15 protein-coding genes are annotated in these 15,715 nt (G+C 58.0%); 11 read left to right on the top strand and 4 right to left on the bottom strand.

The genetic code is table 11. From position 1 onward, the window contains the following. Positions 1-4 precede the first annotated feature (4 nt). From ACJ8J5_RS01660 to ACJ8J5_RS01630, 7 genes are all read left to right on the top strand, one after another. Positions 5-799 carry a hypothetical protein gene (locus ACJ8J5_RS01660; RefSeq protein ID WP_173890417.1) on the top strand — a complete coding sequence of 265 codons (795 nt, stop codon included), beginning with the start codon at positions 5-7 and terminating at the stop codon, positions 797-799. 72 nt (positions 800-871) lie between these two features. Beyond that, the gene (locus ACJ8J5_RS01655; protein WP_414104358.1) at positions 872-2,209 is read left to right on the top strand and encodes a lipopolysaccharide biosynthesis protein; all 1,338 of its coding nucleotides are present in this window, start codon (positions 872-874) and stop codon (positions 2,207-2,209) included. Next, positions 2,206-3,075: a hypothetical protein gene (locus ACJ8J5_RS01650; RefSeq protein ID WP_025303505.1), complete on the top strand. Its 870-nt coding sequence runs from the start codon at positions 2,206-2,208 to the stop codon at positions 3,073-3,075. The genes ACJ8J5_RS01655 and ACJ8J5_RS01650 overlap by 4 nt, the downstream gene beginning before the upstream one ends. Before the next feature lie 20 nt (positions 3,076-3,095). Then, positions 3,096-3,662, top strand: coding sequence for a YtfJ family protein (locus ACJ8J5_RS01645; RefSeq protein ID WP_033651912.1), 567 nt, complete (start codon positions 3,096-3,098; stop codon positions 3,660-3,662). Positions 3,663-3,690: 28 nt separating this feature from the next. Further along, on the top strand, positions 3,691-4,761 hold the full coding sequence (gene lptF, locus ACJ8J5_RS01640; RefSeq protein ID WP_069100312.1) for an LPS export ABC transporter permease LptF: 1,071 nt from the start codon (positions 3,691-3,693) through the stop codon (positions 4,759-4,761). Further along, positions 4,758-5,837, top strand: coding sequence for an LPS export ABC transporter permease LptG (lptG, locus tag ACJ8J5_RS01635; protein WP_414104356.1), 1,080 nt, complete (start codon positions 4,758-4,760; stop codon positions 5,835-5,837). The genes lptF and lptG overlap by 4 nt, the downstream gene beginning before the upstream one ends. 103 nt (positions 5,838-5,940) lie before the next feature. Next, positions 5,941-6,690, top strand: a complete 750-nt coding sequence (locus ACJ8J5_RS01630) for a glycosyltransferase family 2 protein (protein ID WP_043143064.1) — start codon at positions 5,941-5,943, stop codon at positions 6,688-6,690. Between the two features lie 67 nt (positions 6,691-6,757). Here the strand turns inward: ACJ8J5_RS01630 and ACJ8J5_RS01625 are convergent, their stop codons facing one another. Then, positions 6,758-8,065, bottom strand: a complete 1,308-nt coding sequence (locus ACJ8J5_RS01625; RefSeq protein WP_164062909.1) for a serine hydrolase domain-containing protein — start codon at positions 8,063-8,065, stop codon at positions 6,758-6,760. Between the two features lie 107 nt (positions 8,066-8,172). Here ACJ8J5_RS01625 and ACJ8J5_RS01620 point away from each other — a divergent pair, with 107 nt between their 5' ends. From ACJ8J5_RS01620 to ACJ8J5_RS01605, 4 genes are all read left to right on the top strand, one after another. Further along, positions 8,173-9,063 carry a LysR family transcriptional regulator gene (locus ACJ8J5_RS01620; protein ID WP_414104354.1) on the top strand — a complete coding sequence of 297 codons (891 nt, stop codon included), beginning with the start codon at positions 8,173-8,175 and terminating at the stop codon, positions 9,061-9,063. A gap of 229 nt (positions 9,064-9,292) precedes the next feature. Then, positions 9,293-10,297 (top strand): DGQHR domain-containing protein, encoded by a 1,005-nt coding sequence (locus ACJ8J5_RS01615; protein WP_414104353.1) that lies wholly within the window; start codon positions 9,293-9,295, stop codon positions 10,295-10,297. Between the two features lie 2 nt (positions 10,298-10,299). Beyond that, positions 10,300-11,319 (top strand): hypothetical protein, encoded by a 1,020-nt coding sequence (locus tag ACJ8J5_RS01610; protein WP_414104352.1) that lies wholly within the window; start codon positions 10,300-10,302, stop codon positions 11,317-11,319. 351 nt (positions 11,320-11,670) lie between these two features. Next, the gene (locus ACJ8J5_RS01605; protein ID WP_197835085.1) at positions 11,671-12,675 is read left to right on the top strand and encodes a LacI family DNA-binding transcriptional regulator; all 1,005 of its coding nucleotides are present in this window, start codon (positions 11,671-11,673) and stop codon (positions 12,673-12,675) included. A 6-nt stretch (positions 12,676-12,681) separates the two neighbouring features. On the opposite strand, the gene araD is transcribed toward ACJ8J5_RS01605, so the two are convergent. Genes araD through ACJ8J5_RS01590 form a run of 3 tightly spaced genes read right to left on the bottom strand, consistent with a single transcriptional unit; the run spans position 12,682 to position 15,711 of the window. Then, positions 12,682-13,374: an L-ribulose-5-phosphate 4-epimerase gene (gene araD, locus ACJ8J5_RS01600; protein WP_033651896.1), complete on the bottom strand. Its 693-nt coding sequence runs from the start codon at positions 13,372-13,374 to the stop codon at positions 12,682-12,684. Beyond that, entirely contained in the window at positions 13,368-14,237 is an 870-nt protein-coding gene (locus ACJ8J5_RS01595) for an L-ribulose-5-phosphate 3-epimerase (protein ID WP_046687461.1), read from the bottom strand. Before ACJ8J5_RS01595 ends, araD begins: the two co-directional genes overlap by 7 nt. Beyond that, positions 14,224-15,711, bottom strand: a complete 1,488-nt coding sequence (locus tag ACJ8J5_RS01590) for an FGGY-family carbohydrate kinase (protein ID WP_414105089.1) — start codon at positions 15,709-15,711, stop codon at positions 14,224-14,226. The genes ACJ8J5_RS01595 and ACJ8J5_RS01590 overlap by 14 nt, the downstream gene beginning before the upstream one ends. Between the last annotated feature and the right edge of the window lie 4 nt (positions 15,712-15,715).

Here is a 15,715-nt window from a genome sequence, read left to right as displayed (position 1 = left end):
ACAGATGAAAAAAAATAAACTCACCGCCGAACAGGATACCTCTCCCACCTGCATTACCGGGCTGATTGCCGTGGTGGGCAGCGACGGCACGGGCAAGTCCACGCTGACCGCCGATCTGGTGAAAAACCTGCAGCAACATCGCCCCACGGAGCGCCGCTATTTGGGGCTGATCTCCGGCGAAGACGGCGACAAAATCAAGAAGTTGCCGTTCATCGGCGTGTGGTTGGAACGGCGCCTCGCGGCCAAATCCGATAAAACCCAGCGCATGAGCAACAGGCCGCCGGCGCTGTGGGCGGCGCTGATCATGTACGGCTTTTCGCTGTGGCGCGCCGCCAACCTGCGCAAGGTGCGACGGCTGGCGCAGAGCGGCGTGCTGGTGGTCAGCGATCGCTACCCGCAGGCGGAAATTTCAGGTTTTTACTACGATGGGCCCGGCATCGGCGTGGAACGCGCAAAAGGCTGGCTATTGAGCCGCCTGGCGGCGCGCGAACGCCGTTTATATCAACGCATGGCCGTCTATCGGCCGGCGCTGATCATTCGCCTTGATATCGACGTCGATACGGCATTTTCCCGCAAGCCCGATCACAGCTATGAAGAGCTGAAAGACAAGATAGCCGCCATGGTGCGCCTGCAGTACAACGGTGCGCGCATCATCGAGCTGGACGCCAGAGCCCCTTACGACGAGGTGCTGAGCAACGCGCTCAACGCCATTTCCGCCGTAGTGAGTCCCGCGAAGCGCCCACAGAGCGATATCGGGCAACCCGGCGAAAACGCCGGCGAAGAAACTCAGGTTTATTAAACGCATACAGGGCAAGCGCATGACGGCGGGACAAAAAATGCAGCAAAACAACGATAACGGCTGGTTTTGGTTATGAAACGGTGGTTTTCCGATGGCGCGTTTCGCTCCATTTTACGTAATGCCGCCTATTTAGGCTCCGGCAGCGTCGCCAGCGCGCTGCTCGGCCTGCTGGCGCTCTCCTGCGCCGGGAAAGGCATGTCGCCTGAAATGTTCGGCGTGCTGGTGGTGATCCAGGCCTACACCAAAGCGGTCAGCGATTTCATCAAATTCCAGACCTGGCAGTTTGTGGTGCAATTCGGCACCCCGGCGCTGGAGCATCAAAATACCGGGCGCTTCCGCGACGTCGTCGCCTTCTCCTTTGGCCTGGATATCGCCAGCGGCGTCATCGCCGTGCTGGGCGGCATGATCATGCTGCCGTTCTTGTCTCACGCCCTGGGGCTGGACAGCGAAAGCTTCTGGCTCGCCATGCTGTACTGCACCCTGATCCCGTCGATGACCTCGTCCACGCCGACCGGCGTGCTGCGCGCCTTCAACCGCTTCGATCTCATCGCCATCCAGCAGGCGATCAAGCCGTTCCTGCAGGCGGCGGGCAGCGTCATCTCCTATTATTTCGATCTGGGGTTCCCCGGCTTTATCGTCACCTGGTACGCCTCTAACCTGATCGGCGGCACGCTGTTTTGGTGGTTCACCGCGCGCGAACTGCGCCGCCGCGATATCCACGGCGCGCTGAGGCCACGCCTGTTCAACGTCGCGCGCCGCATCGAGGGTGCCTGGAACTTCGTCTGGACCACCAACATCGCCCATACCATCTGGGCCGCGCGCAACTCCTGCACCACCGTGCTGGTGGGCGTGGTGCTCGGGCCGGCCGCCGCCGGGCTGTTCAAGATCGCCATGACCTTCTTCGATGCGACGGGCACCCCGGCCAAGCTGCTGGAAAAAAGCTTCTATCCCGAGATCATGCGCCTGGATCCGCGCACCAAGACCCCGTGGCTGCTGGGCCTGCGCTCCTCGCTGCTGGCCGGCGGCATCGGCCTGGCCGTCGCGGTGTTGATGTTGCTGGTGGGCAAACCGCTCATTTCCGCGGTCTTCGGGCAGCAATACCTGGAAGCCTATGACCTGATTCAAATCATGCTGGGCGCGATCATCGTCTCCATGATGGGCTTCCCGCAGGAATCCTTACTGTTTATGGCAGGCAAGCAGCGCGCTTTCCTGATCGCGCAGGCGACGGCCTCGGCGGCCTACATTGCGCTGCTGGTGTCGATGGCGTATGCCTTCGGCGTGCAGGGCGCCGCCTTCGCTTATTTACTGGGGCAATGTTTAGACGTGCTGTTATCCCTGATACCGACGATCGGCGCCTACCGCAATCGCTTTATGTTGGGGCTGAATGTGCCCAAAGAGAGTAATCAATGACCGCTATCACGAATTGGAAGAAGTTCTCCGCCGAAACCACCCAGGCGCTGTTTGTCGCGGTGGAAGAGGATGACCTGGTCGAGGCGAATATCAGCCTGCCGCAGCAGATCGATCTGGAATGCTCCCCCGAGAGCATTCGGGACAACTACGCGCTGTGCCTGCAGTTTTGGGAAGACGGTTTTTCCCGCCGCGAGCTGCTGCAATTGGTGAACGGTTTCCTGCAAGACCCGCAGTTGGCGGCGGCTACCCGCATGCGCTACAAATATATCCGCGCCCGCTACAAGCACCTGCGCTTCGCCCAGCAGCTGTACGGCGCCCCCCACCGCGCCAACCGCCTGTTCCACACCACCACCGTGGTACTCGGCCATTTTCAGGACGCGTTTCGCAACGGCAACCAGAAGAACCTCACGCTGTACGGCAACCTGCTGCGGCTGCTGCTCAGCAAGCCGGTGTGGTCATACGTGCGTTATGCGCTGCGCCACACCCGCCTGGAAAGCGCACAGGGCTTTATCACCTACCGCCAGGAGCAGATGCGCCAGTTGCAAACGCTGATCGCTGGCCCGGCGCTGACCGGGCATCAGTTCCATGACGTGCGCAAAATCGTCAGCCGCCAGGTCTCGTTTTACGACACGCTGAGATCGATCGATCCCGACAACCGCGAAGCCCGGCAGATCTCGCGCTTCCTGGCGGCGATTAACGGCCTGATGGGTGACCGGCATGACGTGATGGTGGCGGACAAGCTGGCCGGCGGCGATATCTATGATCGGCCGGCGATCCTGGATATCGACATCCGCCAGCGCCTGGAGCTGCTGCTGGCGCGTTTTCCGCTGTCGTTTTCCCCGTCGGCCGTCGCGGCCGGCAGATAAGCGCGTTGCCCGTAGCCATGATGACGTTACCTCGCTTGCTGGCCCTTGCGCTGCTGCTGTCGCCGCTGGCGGCGCCGGCGCATAACTTCGTGCAGGGCCGGCCGGTGGCGCCGATCGCCATCGCCGATCGCGGCGAGCTGCTGCTGCGCAACGGCGATTTCAGTTACCGGCCGTGGAACAGCGCAAAACTGGCGGGCAAGGTGCGGGTGATCCAGTACATCGCCGGGCGCACCTCCGCCAAAAAGAAGAACTCGCTGCTGATCAACGCCGTCAAGGACGCGAACCTGCCGGGCGATCGCTTCCAGCCGACCACCATCGTCAACACCGACGACGCGATACCGGGCTCCGGCTTCTTCGTGCGCGGCAAGATCGAGAAAAACAAGCGCCATTATCCCTGGGCGCAGTTCATCGTCGACAGCGACGGGCTGGGGCGCATGGCCTGGCGGCTGCCGGAGGAGAGCTCCACCATCGTAGTGCTGGATAAGGCCGGGCGCGTGCAGTGGGCGAAGGACGGCGCACTCACCCCGCAGGAAGTTGACCAGGTGATCGCCCTGCTGCGCGCGCTGATCGCGCAGGAGACTCCATGAAGCGCACGCCGCCGGGAGCCGATGACGCATGCCTTTGATTGAACGCTATATCACGGTTGAGATCCGCCGCCTGGTGATGATGATCGCCGGGTTTCTGATCTTCATGTTCGCCAGCTACTCCGCCCAGCGCTACCTGACCGACGCCGCCAACGGCACGCTGGCGCTGCGGGTGGTGGCCGACGTGGTTTTCTATAAATCGCTGATCGCGCTGGAGATGATATTGCCCGTCGCGCTGTATGTCTCGGTGGCGGTGGCGCTGAGCCAGATGTACAGCGATGCGGAGATCACCGCCATGCTGGCCGCCGGCGCCAGCCCGCTGCGGCTGTACAAGGCGGTGCTGCTGCTCGCCGTGCCGCTGGCGATAGCGGTCACGCTGCTGTCGCTGTATGGCAGGCCCTGGGCGTACGCCAATATTTATCAACTGCAACAACAGTCGCAATCGGTGCTGGACGTGAGCCACCTGCAGGCCGACAAATTCAACGTCAGCGGCAACGGCCGCATGATCCTCGCCAATCACGTCGACAAAACGGCCAACCACCTGACAGACGCCCTGATTTATGTGCGCGGCGGCCATCACACCAACCTGTACCGCGCGCAGTCGGTGGAGGTACTCGACGCTTCTCCCGCCAGCCCCGCCGTGCGGCTGAAAACCGGCACTGCCTATGTGCTGGATCGCCAGGGCGCCGACGACAACGGGCAGAACTACGACAATTTCGACATCGCGCTTAAACCGTTCGTGCCCAGCGCCGAGAGCCGGCACAAGTCGGCCTCGCCGGCGGAGCTGGCGCGCTCCGCCGATCCGGGCGACGCCGCCGAACTGCAATGGCGCGAGAGCCGCGGGCTGACCACCGTGCTGATGGTGCTGCTGGCGATCCCCTTGAGCCGCATCAAGCCGCGGCAGGGGCGCTACGCCGCGCTGCTGCCCCTGACGGTGCTGTTTACCGTGATTTTCTATGGCGGCAACATTTGCCGCACGCTGGTGGCCAACGGCTCTCTGCCAACGATCCCCGGCGTTTGGCTGGTGCCGATAGCGATGGCTGTCGGCATCGCCCTGCTGCTGGCGCGCGACTTATCACTGCTGCGGAAACCCTCCCGATGACCATTTTTAGCCGCTACCTAATGCGCAACGTGTTCATCGGCTTCGCCGCCGCGGCCGGGTTGCTCATCCCGCTGTTCACCACCTTTACGCTGATCAACGAGCTGGAGGACGTCACTCCGGGCGGCTACCGCTGGCAGCAGGCGCTGCTGGTGACCGTGATGACCCTGCCGCGCAGCCTGGTCGATCTGGGGCCGTTTATCGCGCTGCTCGGCGGCATCGTCGGGCTGGGGCAGCTGTCTAAAACCCTGGAGCTGACGGCGATCCGCTCCGCCGGGATGTCGATATTCCGCATCGCGCTGGTGATGCTCGCCGCCGGGCTGCTGATGAACCTCTCGCTCGGCGCCCTCGATGAATGGGCCGCTTCGCCGCTGCAGCAACGCGCGCTGCAGATAAAGAACAACGCGCTGGCGCAGTCGAACGATAACGACGTCACCGTTAACCCGCTGTGGGCACGGCGCGGCAACGAGTTTGTGACGGTCAAAACCGTCGATGAGAACGACCAGCCCCACGGCATTGAGATCTTCCGCTATCAGGCCAACCACGCGCTGGAATCTTACCTTTACGCCGACAGCGCCAGCACCGCCGCCGACGGCAGCTGGCTGCTGCACAACGTGATGCAAAAAAGCTGGCAAGGCAGAAAGGAGACGATTCAGCGGCAAGACAGCCTGCTCTGGCGCTCGCTGTTCGCCGTGCCGAGCCTGAAAGAGCTGACCCTGCCGGCCGGCAGCTTCTCGCTCCAACAGCTGGATCGCTATATCGATTACCTGCTGGGCTCGGGGCAGCCCAGCACCGAATACCGCCTGGCGCTGTGGAAAAAACTCGGCCAGCCCCTGCTGGTGCTGGCGATGATTTTGCTGGCCATCCCGTTTACCTTCACCGCCCCGCGCGCGCCCGGCATGGGCAGCCGATTAGCGCTCGGCGTCATCATCGGGCTGCTGACCTACATCGCTTACCAGATCGTCCTCAATCTGGGGTTGCTGTTCGCCCTCAACGCGCCCTTCACCGCCCTCGCCCCGCCGCTTTTACTCCTGGCATTGTCGCTGGCGCTGGTTTATCGGTTTGATCGGCGGGGTTAGGCATTTTCTGAGGTTGATAAGGGATAAGAAGAGAATCGCAATTTCCATTCCAGAGAAAACATTACGCGCTCACCTGCTCAGCGATTTTTAAGGATGTTAGTTAATGGCAAAGATAGCTGTTTGTATACTGACTTTTAACTCCTCTCGTTTATTACACGAGGTGCTTTCTCCACTCATGGGCATTGCGGATGAGTGGATTGTGGTGGATTCCGGAAGTACGGATAAAACGCTGTCTATTTGCCAAAGCTTTGGAATAAGTCCTATTTACCATCGTTTCGAAACGCATGGACGACAAATGAACTTTGCGATTTCTCAATCTCACCATGATTGGGTACTGTGCCTGGACAGCGACGAAATCCTTGATGCCGAAACCATAGCGTCCATTTTAACATTCAAATCGCAGGCAAACCCGCCACCACAGCAAGCCTATAGAATAAAAAGGAATTGGTTTGTACTCGGGCAGCCAGTCAGAACGATTTATCCCATCTCCTCACCGGACTACCCCGTTCGACTGTTCAATAGAACACAGGTCAGGTTCAATGATGCTCCGGTAGATGATGCCGCTGAAGGCTATATTCACACGTCGGTCATTCCGGGCAATGTTAAGCACGATACTTTTTATTCTCTCCATGAAATACTCAATAAGCTCAATAGCTATACGACAAGGGTAGTAAAATACCGAGACATTAGGCCCTCGATATTTCGTGGCGTCGTAAGCGCGATCGGCGCGTTTTTCAAATGGTACGTACTGAGCGGCGCATGGAAGGAAGGCAAAGTCGGCGCCGTTACTGGGTTTTATGCCGTGGCCTACAGTTTCCTAAAGTATTTTAAATCCTGGTATGGCAAAGATTGATAGCGTTAAGGGCAGAAATAGGGGCTGAATGACAACCGCCATCCAGCCCCTGCTTGCCCAGCCGACGTTAACGCAATTCCTTCGCTATCGCGCTAAACATCAGCGACGCCTCCAGCGGTTGCGCGCTGAAAGAAGGCTCCGCCTGCGGCCAGGTAGACCACTGGACGATCACCAGATTCTCCGCCTGATTGACCATGATCATCTGGCCGAAGATCCCCAGCGCCCACAGGGAATGCTTGAGGGAGGCCTGCGGAACAGGCTCAACGTTGGTCGCATTCACCGGCACTTCGTTGTTCCACCATTGGAATCCGTAAATGCCGTTGGGATGCGCCGCCGACACCGAGCCCACCGCCTGAGTCCAATTGGACGACTGGGCTACCCAATCTTCCGGCAAGATCTGTTTGCCGTTCGGCAACGTCCCATTATGCAGAATGAACTCGCCGAAGCGCCCCCAGTCTTCCAGCGTGGCGTTGAAGCCGTGCGCCCCTACGTCATGCTGGCCTTTCGCGTAGGCATGCCACACCCCATCGCTCGCCATGCCGTAGGGCTGCCAGATGCTTTGCTGCAGATAAGCCGCCAGCGGCATGCCGGTGGCGCGCTCCAGCACGTCGCCCAGCAGCCAAGCGCCGCCGGAGGAATAAGACCAGTTCTGCCCGGCCGGGTGCGCGCGGTGCAAACCGGCCACCAGCTTGCGCACGCAGGCGTAGGCGCCGGGCCTGGCTTCACACTCGGTCAGCTGCGCGAAGTCCGATTTCGGGTTAGTGTAATCCTCATTCCACGCCACGCCGGAGGTGTGGGTAATCAGCTGCCTGAGGGTCACGCCATCCCACGCGGTGCCTTTCAGATCGGGTTCGTATTGCGTGATGAGATCGTCGAGTGAGTGGATCTTGCCCTGTTTAATCGCCACGCCCACCAGCGTGGCGACCACGGATTTGCCCACCGAGCGCGACGTCCACAGGGTGGCGTCGGTATTGCCCTGCCCCAGGTATTTCCAGGCGATTTTGCCGTCTTTCAATACCAGCATGCCGCTGACGTTCTGGCGCTGCAGATAGTCCTGCAGGCTGTAGGTTTTGCCATTCACCTGATAGCTGGCATTCGTTAGCTGTTTAGCGGCAGCCACCAGCGGTGTGGCACTACCGTGATGAAACACATCCCCGGCATAGTTGCGGTAGTCGTTACGAAAACCGATCACCCGATCGCTCTGGCTCCAGGTGAGCATCTCGTGCGTGTCCGGCAATTGCGCATCAAAAGGTGCGGGACAGGCGCTGAGTTCGGTGCCCGCACAGGCGGCCAGGGCGGCGGGCGCCAACAGGCCGCTGCAGAGACTGATGACAACACCCGCCAGCAGGCTGCGGTTAAACACTTTGCTTTTCATATTTTTTCTCGCTTAGCTCAGGAAGGCGTTCAGCTTAAAAAAACGCGACCTATAATAAAAAACGCCTGATGGGGGAAAATCCCCCGCAAAATCGACGGGGGAACCGCGTGCCGAGCCTGATTTATTCCTTTGCCCAATTGGAAGCCTTCACCGCCGTGGCCGAGCACGGCAGCCTGGCGAAAGCCGCGCTCAAGCTGGGCAAAGACCGCACGACGCTGCGCGATTTGATTGATTTTCTCGAGGATGGCTTGGGCTATGCGCTGTTTCTGCGCGAGGGGCGCAGCCTGCACCTGACGCAGGAAGGCGAACAGCTGCAACGCCAGGCGCACCTGCTGATGCGCCAGGTGAAGGCGTTTGAGGCATTTGCCAAAGACGTGCCCAAGAGCGCGGCGCAGGAAATCTCGCTGGTTTACGATCCCTTCACGCCCCGCGTGCTACTGCAGGCGCTGATTGCCGCCATGGCCCAGCGCAACACGCGCCTGAGCCTGATTAACGCCTCGCGCGAAGAAGCGGAAAGCCTGCTGGCACTCGGTCAGGCCGATCTGGGCATCTGCCAGGCGCGCCACCGCAGCGTGGGCGACACCATGGAGTGGCGCGCCTTAGGGGCGATAGAGATGGATTTTTACGCGTCTAAAGCACTTTTCCCCGGCGCGGAACAGCCGCTTTCGCTGCTGGAGCTCTCACTCACGCCGCAGGTGATCATGCACCCGGATTCTGACGAACCGGTGGCGCGCCGCCTGCAAATTTCAGGGCACACTATCTTCACCAATGAGCTGGAAATGCTGCGCGCCCTGCTTGAACAAGGCTGCGGCTGGGGATTCCTGCCGACGCATATGCATGCGGAACAGTGGAAAAGCGTCAACACGCTGCGCACCGAAGTGGGCAGCCAGGGGATCAGCCAAACCATGGTGACCATCTGGAAGCCGGGCAATGACCGGCGGGCGCTGATTGATGAGACGTTGGCGCTGTTGCCGGGATTGTGGCGGGGGGTGATTTAATAGGGCATTCCATGGGGCTGCGCAGACTTTTGTATGTTTAGACGGGACTGTTATGGGCAAGAAGCCTGCGTGGTATTGTGAGATGTCAATCAACGAGGATAAGGCGAGAAACTCAACAAATTTGAATCTTATTTTGTTGAACATTGATGTCAGAGTATGATAAGGGTAAGCTTATACCGATACAATATTTGAACATAAAGTATTTACATTAAAAACTGAAGGAAAATCTATGTCTGCTACATCTAAGAATAAAACGGGCCATTCTTACCCAGCAGTTCCTATTGTTCAAAATGAACAACGTTTTTACTTCAGCACGATTCCAGTATCAGCTTTGTTTGAATCGTGCTTCGTAGTTAGTAGAGATGAAAACCCCTCTGAGGGCTTTCAAAGAAAGCTAAATAAAACACGGGCTGAAGACATAGCAAAATACTTATCAAGTGGCAAAGGATCTATACCAACTAATATTGTACTATCAGCACAGGAAGACTCAGGAATAGCTTACAACAGTCGTTCAAAACTCATTGCTTACCCCGGTAAAAAAGGATCATTTTTGGTACTTGATGGACAACATAGATTATGGGGTTACCAACTCTGCTATGAACAATATAACATAGATCATCGAGTTCCAGTCGCTATTTACACAGGCCTTAATCGTGTGGAAGAAGCAAAGCTATTTATTGACATCAACACAACTCAAGTTGGGGTTCCATCCGCCTTACTTTTGGATATTAAGCAGGTTGCTCAGTTAGAAAATTCTAAAGAGCAAATTCTTAGAGCTTTATTTGACAGCCTAAATGATGATAAGAAATCGCCGTTAAGAAAACTATTGAGCCCAAACAGATCCCTTACAGGTAAAATATCAAGAGTAACCTTCAACAAAGCATTACTTCCAGTAATTCGCTCAGGTATATGGGCTGATGCATCTGAAAAATCACGCCTTCAACTTTTAATAAATTATATATCAGCTGTAATACAAGTTATCGATGACTCTTCAATATTAGTTAGATCTGCATTTTTCGAGAGTATATTTGAAGTGTTTGATGATGTTGTTCAAACATCAATTGCAAAGCATGGCAATGCTAAAAAAGATTCGCTTGTTGATATCTTATCCCCTATATCAGCAATTGATTTCCAAGAATTACTCTCAAGGGGAAGAACCTCTAAAACAACATATCTCGAACCAATTAAATCAGCCCTTAAAAAGAGCGTTTCTATCTCTGACTCAATGGTTTGAAAATGGATATACAACATGGGATAATATATGACTCTGTCATCACTGATTCTCTTGATGCAATTCCAGAGGGTGTTGAAGCAGACCTAAATAAAATCATGAGCTTCTATGAATGGCGAGAGAAAGGAGGGTATTTAGTTTCTGGTTCTAATAAAAAAGAATTTTATTTAAGTTGCGCAGCAAGAGAATTAGGTGGTGTACTACTTAAGGAAGCAACAACTCTTAACAATCAAGCTCTAGAACACAAAACCATTATTGGTTCTGCTATAGCATCAGGTAAAACACTGAGTAGTTCTTGGTTACTTGTCACTACATATTATTGGTGTGTTTACTTAGTATTATCATGGTTGAGGATGACTGGTCAGGTTGTTACCTATCTGCCAAGTGAAGAGATTACTCGGTTTAATAAACTTAATCCTTTGAATAACAAATCACCACAGAATGGTACATTTATTACTAAATTTGAGGATACATCTGGTTCAAGAGCTAATTTTAAGTTACAAAGATTAAAATCAAATAATTTCCACGAAGGATTATGGGTTGCATTTAACAATGATATAGTTGACCGATTAGAGCTTTTTAAAGACAAACCAGCAGATATTGACCTTAGAGCTCTTTCATGCCTAAATTTGAGTAAGTTTGCAGATGGGCATTCATGGCCGTCTAAGATAAGAAATATTGTAAATTATAAGGTTGGCTTTGGCTATGATGAAATCAATGGATTAAGCAAGCCAAATATGCTAAGAATTGGGAGTCAGTTGAAATCACTTAATCTTGTAGATATAATTGGTTTGCATGAGGAAAATCAATTAATAGTTAGCTCTTTAAAGGTTGAAAAATCAATTGATAAATACAGTGAATTGCTTCTGACATTTGGAACGATACTCTCCTCCTTACAAGGCACTTATTTAAAAGAAATTTGCTCTCGGAGAAATGTTCATACATCAATTAATGAACGTTATTTAATATACCTTGGACACCATTCATTTGAGCCTGATGGTGATTGGATTAAAACAATCAAATAGAAACACCAAATTAAATGCTAGGCCCTTCTCGAGGGGGGGCCAATAACAACATAGAACCATTAATTAAATGGCTAAAACTCTTTGACTGTCAATATACCCCCCACTTTTTTTTAATTTTCTTACATTAGTTAAGCAACTTCGTCTCTTAATAAAAACATGCTTACTCAAGAAACACCTCTGACATCGTCTTGCAACAATCTAACGACAATAAAATAGCCTCATTAAATATTTAACCCTTTTTAGTTAATGAGTGGATTATTATCTACCTTTTAACTCCCCCTCCCCCCTAGCACCGGCCCCGCCCTTTCCCTACAATAAGGGATCTGTTGAGGCATAACGCAAGGAAAGACGGTGTCGAAAGCCAATCCCAATGCCACTATCGTGGATATCGCCCGCCGCGCCAGGGTGACCAATATCACCGTTTCCCGCGCCTTCAATAAGCCCGAGCTGGTCAAGCCGGAAACCCGTGAGCGCATTCACGCCATCGCCAAAGAGCTGAACTATGTGCCCAACGCCTTCGCGCAGGGGCTGAAAAGCAGCAGCAGCCAGATTATCGGCATCGTCACCAGCAGCATGTACAACCCGTTCTATTCCGGCCTGATCAAGACCGTGTCGCGCATTGCGCGTCAGCAGGGCTACCAGATCATGCTGTTCGACACCGACGGCAGCGAAGAGGCGGAAATGCGCGCCATTCAGGCGCTGTTCGGCTACAAGGCGCGCGGCATCTTGCTGTCGGCGGTGCGCGACGACAAGCGCTACCGCCCCGCCTATCTCGAGCTGGCCGAGGTGTACGGCGTGCCGCTGATCCTTATCGACCGCGATCTTTACGATCAGCAGCTGAGCGGCGTGTTCCTCGATAACCGCGAGATTGGCGTGCTGGCCGGGCGCTATCTGGCGGAGCAGCCGGAGAAGAAGCTGCTGATTATCGGCGGCCCGGCGGATTCCGAAATTACGCTAACGCGCACCGCCGGCATCGTCGCGGCGCTGCAGGGCAGCGGCCGTGAGATTCACATCATCAACGGCGACTACGATTTCACCTCGCAAGAGAGCGAGGTGCGCGCCTATCTGGCGCAGCCGGAGAACAGCCCGGATTACATCATCGGCCTGAACGGCATCATCACGCTGGGCGCCATCGCCATCTGCCACGAGATGGGGCTTTATGAGCAAGTGAAGTTCTTCTCGATAGACGAACCGCCGCGCGCCGGCGCTTACGGCCTGCACATTCCGGGGGTGTATCACGATACGCAGAAACTGGGGGAGATCGCCGCGGAGCTGCTGTTCAGCGCCATTAACAGCCCACGCGGCGAGTTGCCGGTGCGCAGAGAGTTCTTCACCGGCTCGCTGTTGAATCGCTGACGGGCGCTATTGCCCGTAGTAGGCGTGTTTGCCGTGCTTGCGCAGGAAATGTTTATCCAATAGCTCCGGCTGCATCGGGGCGATGGCCGGCGCCAGCTGGCGCGTCGCCATCGCCATGATCGCCACCTCTTCCAGCACCACCGCATTGTGCACCGCATCCGCCGCGTCCTTGCCCCAGGCGAACGGGCCGTGGGAGTAAACCAGCACCCCCGGCACCTGCTGCGGATCGCGCCCCGCCTGACTGAAGGTCTCAATAATCACCTTGCCGGTTTCCCCCTCGTAATCCCCGGCGATCTCCGCCTCGCTCATCGGCCGGGTACAGGGAATGTCGCCGTAAAAGTAGTCGGCGTGAGTGGTGCCCAGCGCCGGGATCGGCTGCCCGGCCTGCGCCCAGATTGTGGCGTTGCGGCTGTGGGTGTGCACCACGCCGCCGATATCGGCGAAGGCGCGGTACAGCGCCAGGTGGGTGGCGGTGTCGGATGAGGGTTTGCGGTGCCCTTCGCGCACCTTGCCCTCCAGATCCACCACCACCAGATCCTCCAGCGTCATCGCCTCGTAGGCGATGCCTGAAGGCTTGATCACCACCAGCCCGCTCTGGCGATCGATCGCCGAGACGTTGCCCCAGGTAAAGGTCACCAGCCCGTATGCCGGCAGGCTGAGGTTGGCGGCCAGCACCTGCCGCTTGAGTTCGTTCAGCATGCGATGCCTCCCTCGATCATCTGTTGTTCGATCCAGGCCTTGGCCTGGGCGATGCGTTGCTTATCCTGCCCGTCTTCGCGCGCCCACATCTCCAGCAGGTAGGGGCCGCGATAGCCGAGCGCGTTGAGCACGGAAAAGGCGTGGGCGAAATCCACGCAGCCTTCGCCGAACGGCACGTCGCGGAACTGCCCGGCGCTGCCCGGCCCCACCGCGACGGTGTCTTTGAGGTGCACGGCAGTGATGCTGCCGATGCCCAGCGCCAGCTCGGCGGCGACATCGTTACCCCAGGCGCTGAGGTTGCCGAGATCGGGATACACCGTGAACCACGGGCTGTTGACGTGGCGGGCGATGTCGCGCCATTTGCTGATGCTGTTGATGAACGGCGTGTCCATCACCTCCACCGACAGCATCACCTGTGCTCTGGCGGCCTGCGCCGCCGCCCACTGCATGCCCTCGATAAAGCGTTCGCGGCTGTGGCGATCGGCGGGTTCGTAATAGACGTCGTAACCCGCCAGTTGGATGTTGCGGATGCCGAGATCCGTCGCCAGTTCCAGCGCTTTGCTCATCAGCACCCGCGCCCGCTCGCGGGTGGCGGCGTCGGCGCTGCCGAACGGGTCGCGCCGGTGCGCCGACAGGCACAGGCTCGGCACCGTCACCCCGCTGTCGAGTCGCGCCTGGATAAACGCCAGCCGCTGGCGGCGATCCCAATCCAGCCGCTGCTGACGCGCCGGCTGTTCGTCGATCGACATCTCTACGAACTCAAAGCCCAGCTCGGCGGCGGTGGCCAGCCGCTGCGGCCAGCTCAGATCGGCGGGCAGCGCCTTTTCATACAGCCCCAGACAGGCGGCGTTAGTCGTTTGCATCAGTCACCTCACTCAAAGCCTGAGCGACCGCCAGATAGCGCGCCTGCTGGGCGCGCAGGCGCCGGTGGGCGGCGGTCGCGGGATAATAACAGCGCAGCTTGGGCGGCGCGGCGGCGATCGCTTCGGCGAACCCGGCGTACTCCCCGGCGCCGACGGCGGCGCACAGAGCGGCGGCGCGGCAGCCGCTCTGGCGCGTTTCCACCACCTCGAGCGGCAGGTTGCCGGCGTCGGCGTACATCTGCATCCAGACCTCGGACTGCGTCGGCCCGCCGGTCATGCGCACCCGCTCGATGCGCGGATTCAGCTGCACCATGCGCTCCTGATGGATCAGGTGCGAGAACACGATGCCCTGGTAGATCGCCTGCACCACGTCCGCCATCTCGTGGTGGGCGCTCAAGCCGATCAGCCCGCCCGGCGTGTTGCCGCCGAGGTTGGAACCGTACAGATAGGGCAGGAACAGCAGCCCGCTGGGCTGCTCGCGGCGCTCGGCCACCCAGGCGTTGAACTGGGCGTAGCGCTGCCGGTCGTCGGCGCAGAACTGGCGCAGAAACCAGGCCAGGTTGCCGGCCGAGGTCGGGCTGCCTTCGTGCACGAAATAGCGGCCGTCGATGCAGTAACGCCCCCAGGCGTAGGGGTAATCGGCAGGAATGATGCGCTCGGTCACGCAGGTGGCGATCGACCAGGTGCCCGCCACCGCGCTGAGCGTGCGATCGTCGGCCACGCCGGAGCTGAGCGCCGCGCCCACCACGTCGAACAGGCCGCCGTACACCGCAGTGCCCGCGCGCAGGCCACACTGCGCCGCCGCAGCGGCCGTCACCCGCCCGGCCAGCTGCGCCGAGCCGATCACCGGCGCGGTCTTCTCCTGCGCCTCTTCGATGCCGAAGGCCGCCATCAGCGCCGGATCGTAAGCGCCGCTGTGCTGATTGAACAGGTTGCTGCCGGAGATGTTGGTCACCTCGGCCGCCGCCTCGCCGGTGAGGCGAAAGCGCAGGTAGTCGTGTGCCATCAGGATGCGATCGACGGCGGCATACTGCGCCGGTTGCCGCTGCTTCAGCCAGCGCAGCAGCAGTGCCGGGTGGCTGGGCCACAGCGGCTGCAGGCTGCGCGGGTAGGTCTGCGCGTCCACCCCGGCGCGGCGCAGCTCAGCCGCCGTGGCCGCCGCGCGGTTGTCCGAAGAGAGGATGCCGTTGCCGACCGGTTTGCCGTAGCGATCGATGGCGTACAGCCCTTTGCCGTGCGCCGAGAAACTGACACCGCGCACCTGCCCGGCCTCCAGCCCCGCCGCGTGCAGCGTCTGGCGGATCGCCGCACAGACGTCATCCCACAGCGCGTCCATATTGCGTTCGCTGAAGCCCGGCTGGGCGGCAATCGCCGCGCCGTCGCGCTCGGCGATCGCCAGCTCTTCACCGCTTGCCCGGTACAGCCCGGCCTTGATCACCGTGCCGCCGACGTCTATGCCAAGAAAGACTGACATCGCG

Origin of the sequence: Serratia sp. CY43202, from assembly GCF_052168755.1 — a bacterium.
GTDB lineage: Bacteria > Pseudomonadota > Gammaproteobacteria > Enterobacterales > Enterobacteriaceae > Serratia > Serratia bockelmannii.
The sequence above is the reverse complement of the archived record's forward strand: the minus strand, read 5'-3'. Positions and strand labels throughout refer to the sequence as shown.

What these genes read in the sequence shown, in the direction of transcription:
- ACJ8J5_RS01655 (WP_414104358.1), top strand. Translation starts at nt 872, where the DNA reads ATGAAACGGTGGTTTTCCGATGGCGCGTTTCGCTCCATTTTACGTAAT.
- ACJ8J5_RS01625 (WP_164062909.1), bottom strand. Translation starts at nt 8,065, where the DNA reads ATGAAAAGCAAAGTGTTTAACCGCAGCCTGCTGGCGGGTGTTGTCATC.
- lptG (WP_414104356.1), top strand. Translation starts at nt 4,758, where the DNA reads ATGACCATTTTTAGCCGCTACCTAATGCGCAACGTGTTCATCGGCTTC.
- lptF (WP_069100312.1), top strand. Translation starts at nt 3,691, where the DNA reads ATGCCTTTGATTGAACGCTATATCACGGTTGAGATCCGCCGCCTGGTG.
- ACJ8J5_RS01650 (WP_025303505.1), top strand. Translation starts at nt 2,206, where the DNA reads ATGACCGCTATCACGAATTGGAAGAAGTTCTCCGCCGAAACCACCCAG.
- ACJ8J5_RS01615 (WP_414104353.1), top strand. Translation starts at nt 9,293, where the DNA reads ATGTCTGCTACATCTAAGAATAAAACGGGCCATTCTTACCCAGCAGTT.
- ACJ8J5_RS01660 (WP_173890417.1), top strand. Translation starts at nt 5, where the DNA reads ATGAAAAAAAATAAACTCACCGCCGAACAGGATACCTCTCCCACCTGC.
- ACJ8J5_RS01610 (WP_414104352.1), top strand. Translation starts at nt 10,300, where the DNA reads ATGGATATACAACATGGGATAATATATGACTCTGTCATCACTGATTCT.
- ACJ8J5_RS01595 (WP_046687461.1), bottom strand. Translation starts at nt 14,237, where the DNA reads ATGCAAACGACTAACGCCGCCTGTCTGGGGCTGTATGAAAAGGCGCTG.
- ACJ8J5_RS01590 (WP_414105089.1), bottom strand. Translation starts at nt 15,711, where the DNA reads ATGTCAGTCTTTCTTGGCATAGACGTCGGCGGCACGGTGATCAAGGCC.
- ACJ8J5_RS01630 (WP_043143064.1), top strand. Translation starts at nt 5,941, where the DNA reads ATGGCAAAGATAGCTGTTTGTATACTGACTTTTAACTCCTCTCGTTTA.
- ACJ8J5_RS01645 (WP_033651912.1), top strand. Translation starts at nt 3,096, where the DNA reads ATGACGTTACCTCGCTTGCTGGCCCTTGCGCTGCTGCTGTCGCCGCTG.
- araD (WP_033651896.1), bottom strand. Translation starts at nt 13,374, where the DNA reads ATGCTGAACGAACTCAAGCGGCAGGTGCTGGCCGCCAACCTCAGCCTG.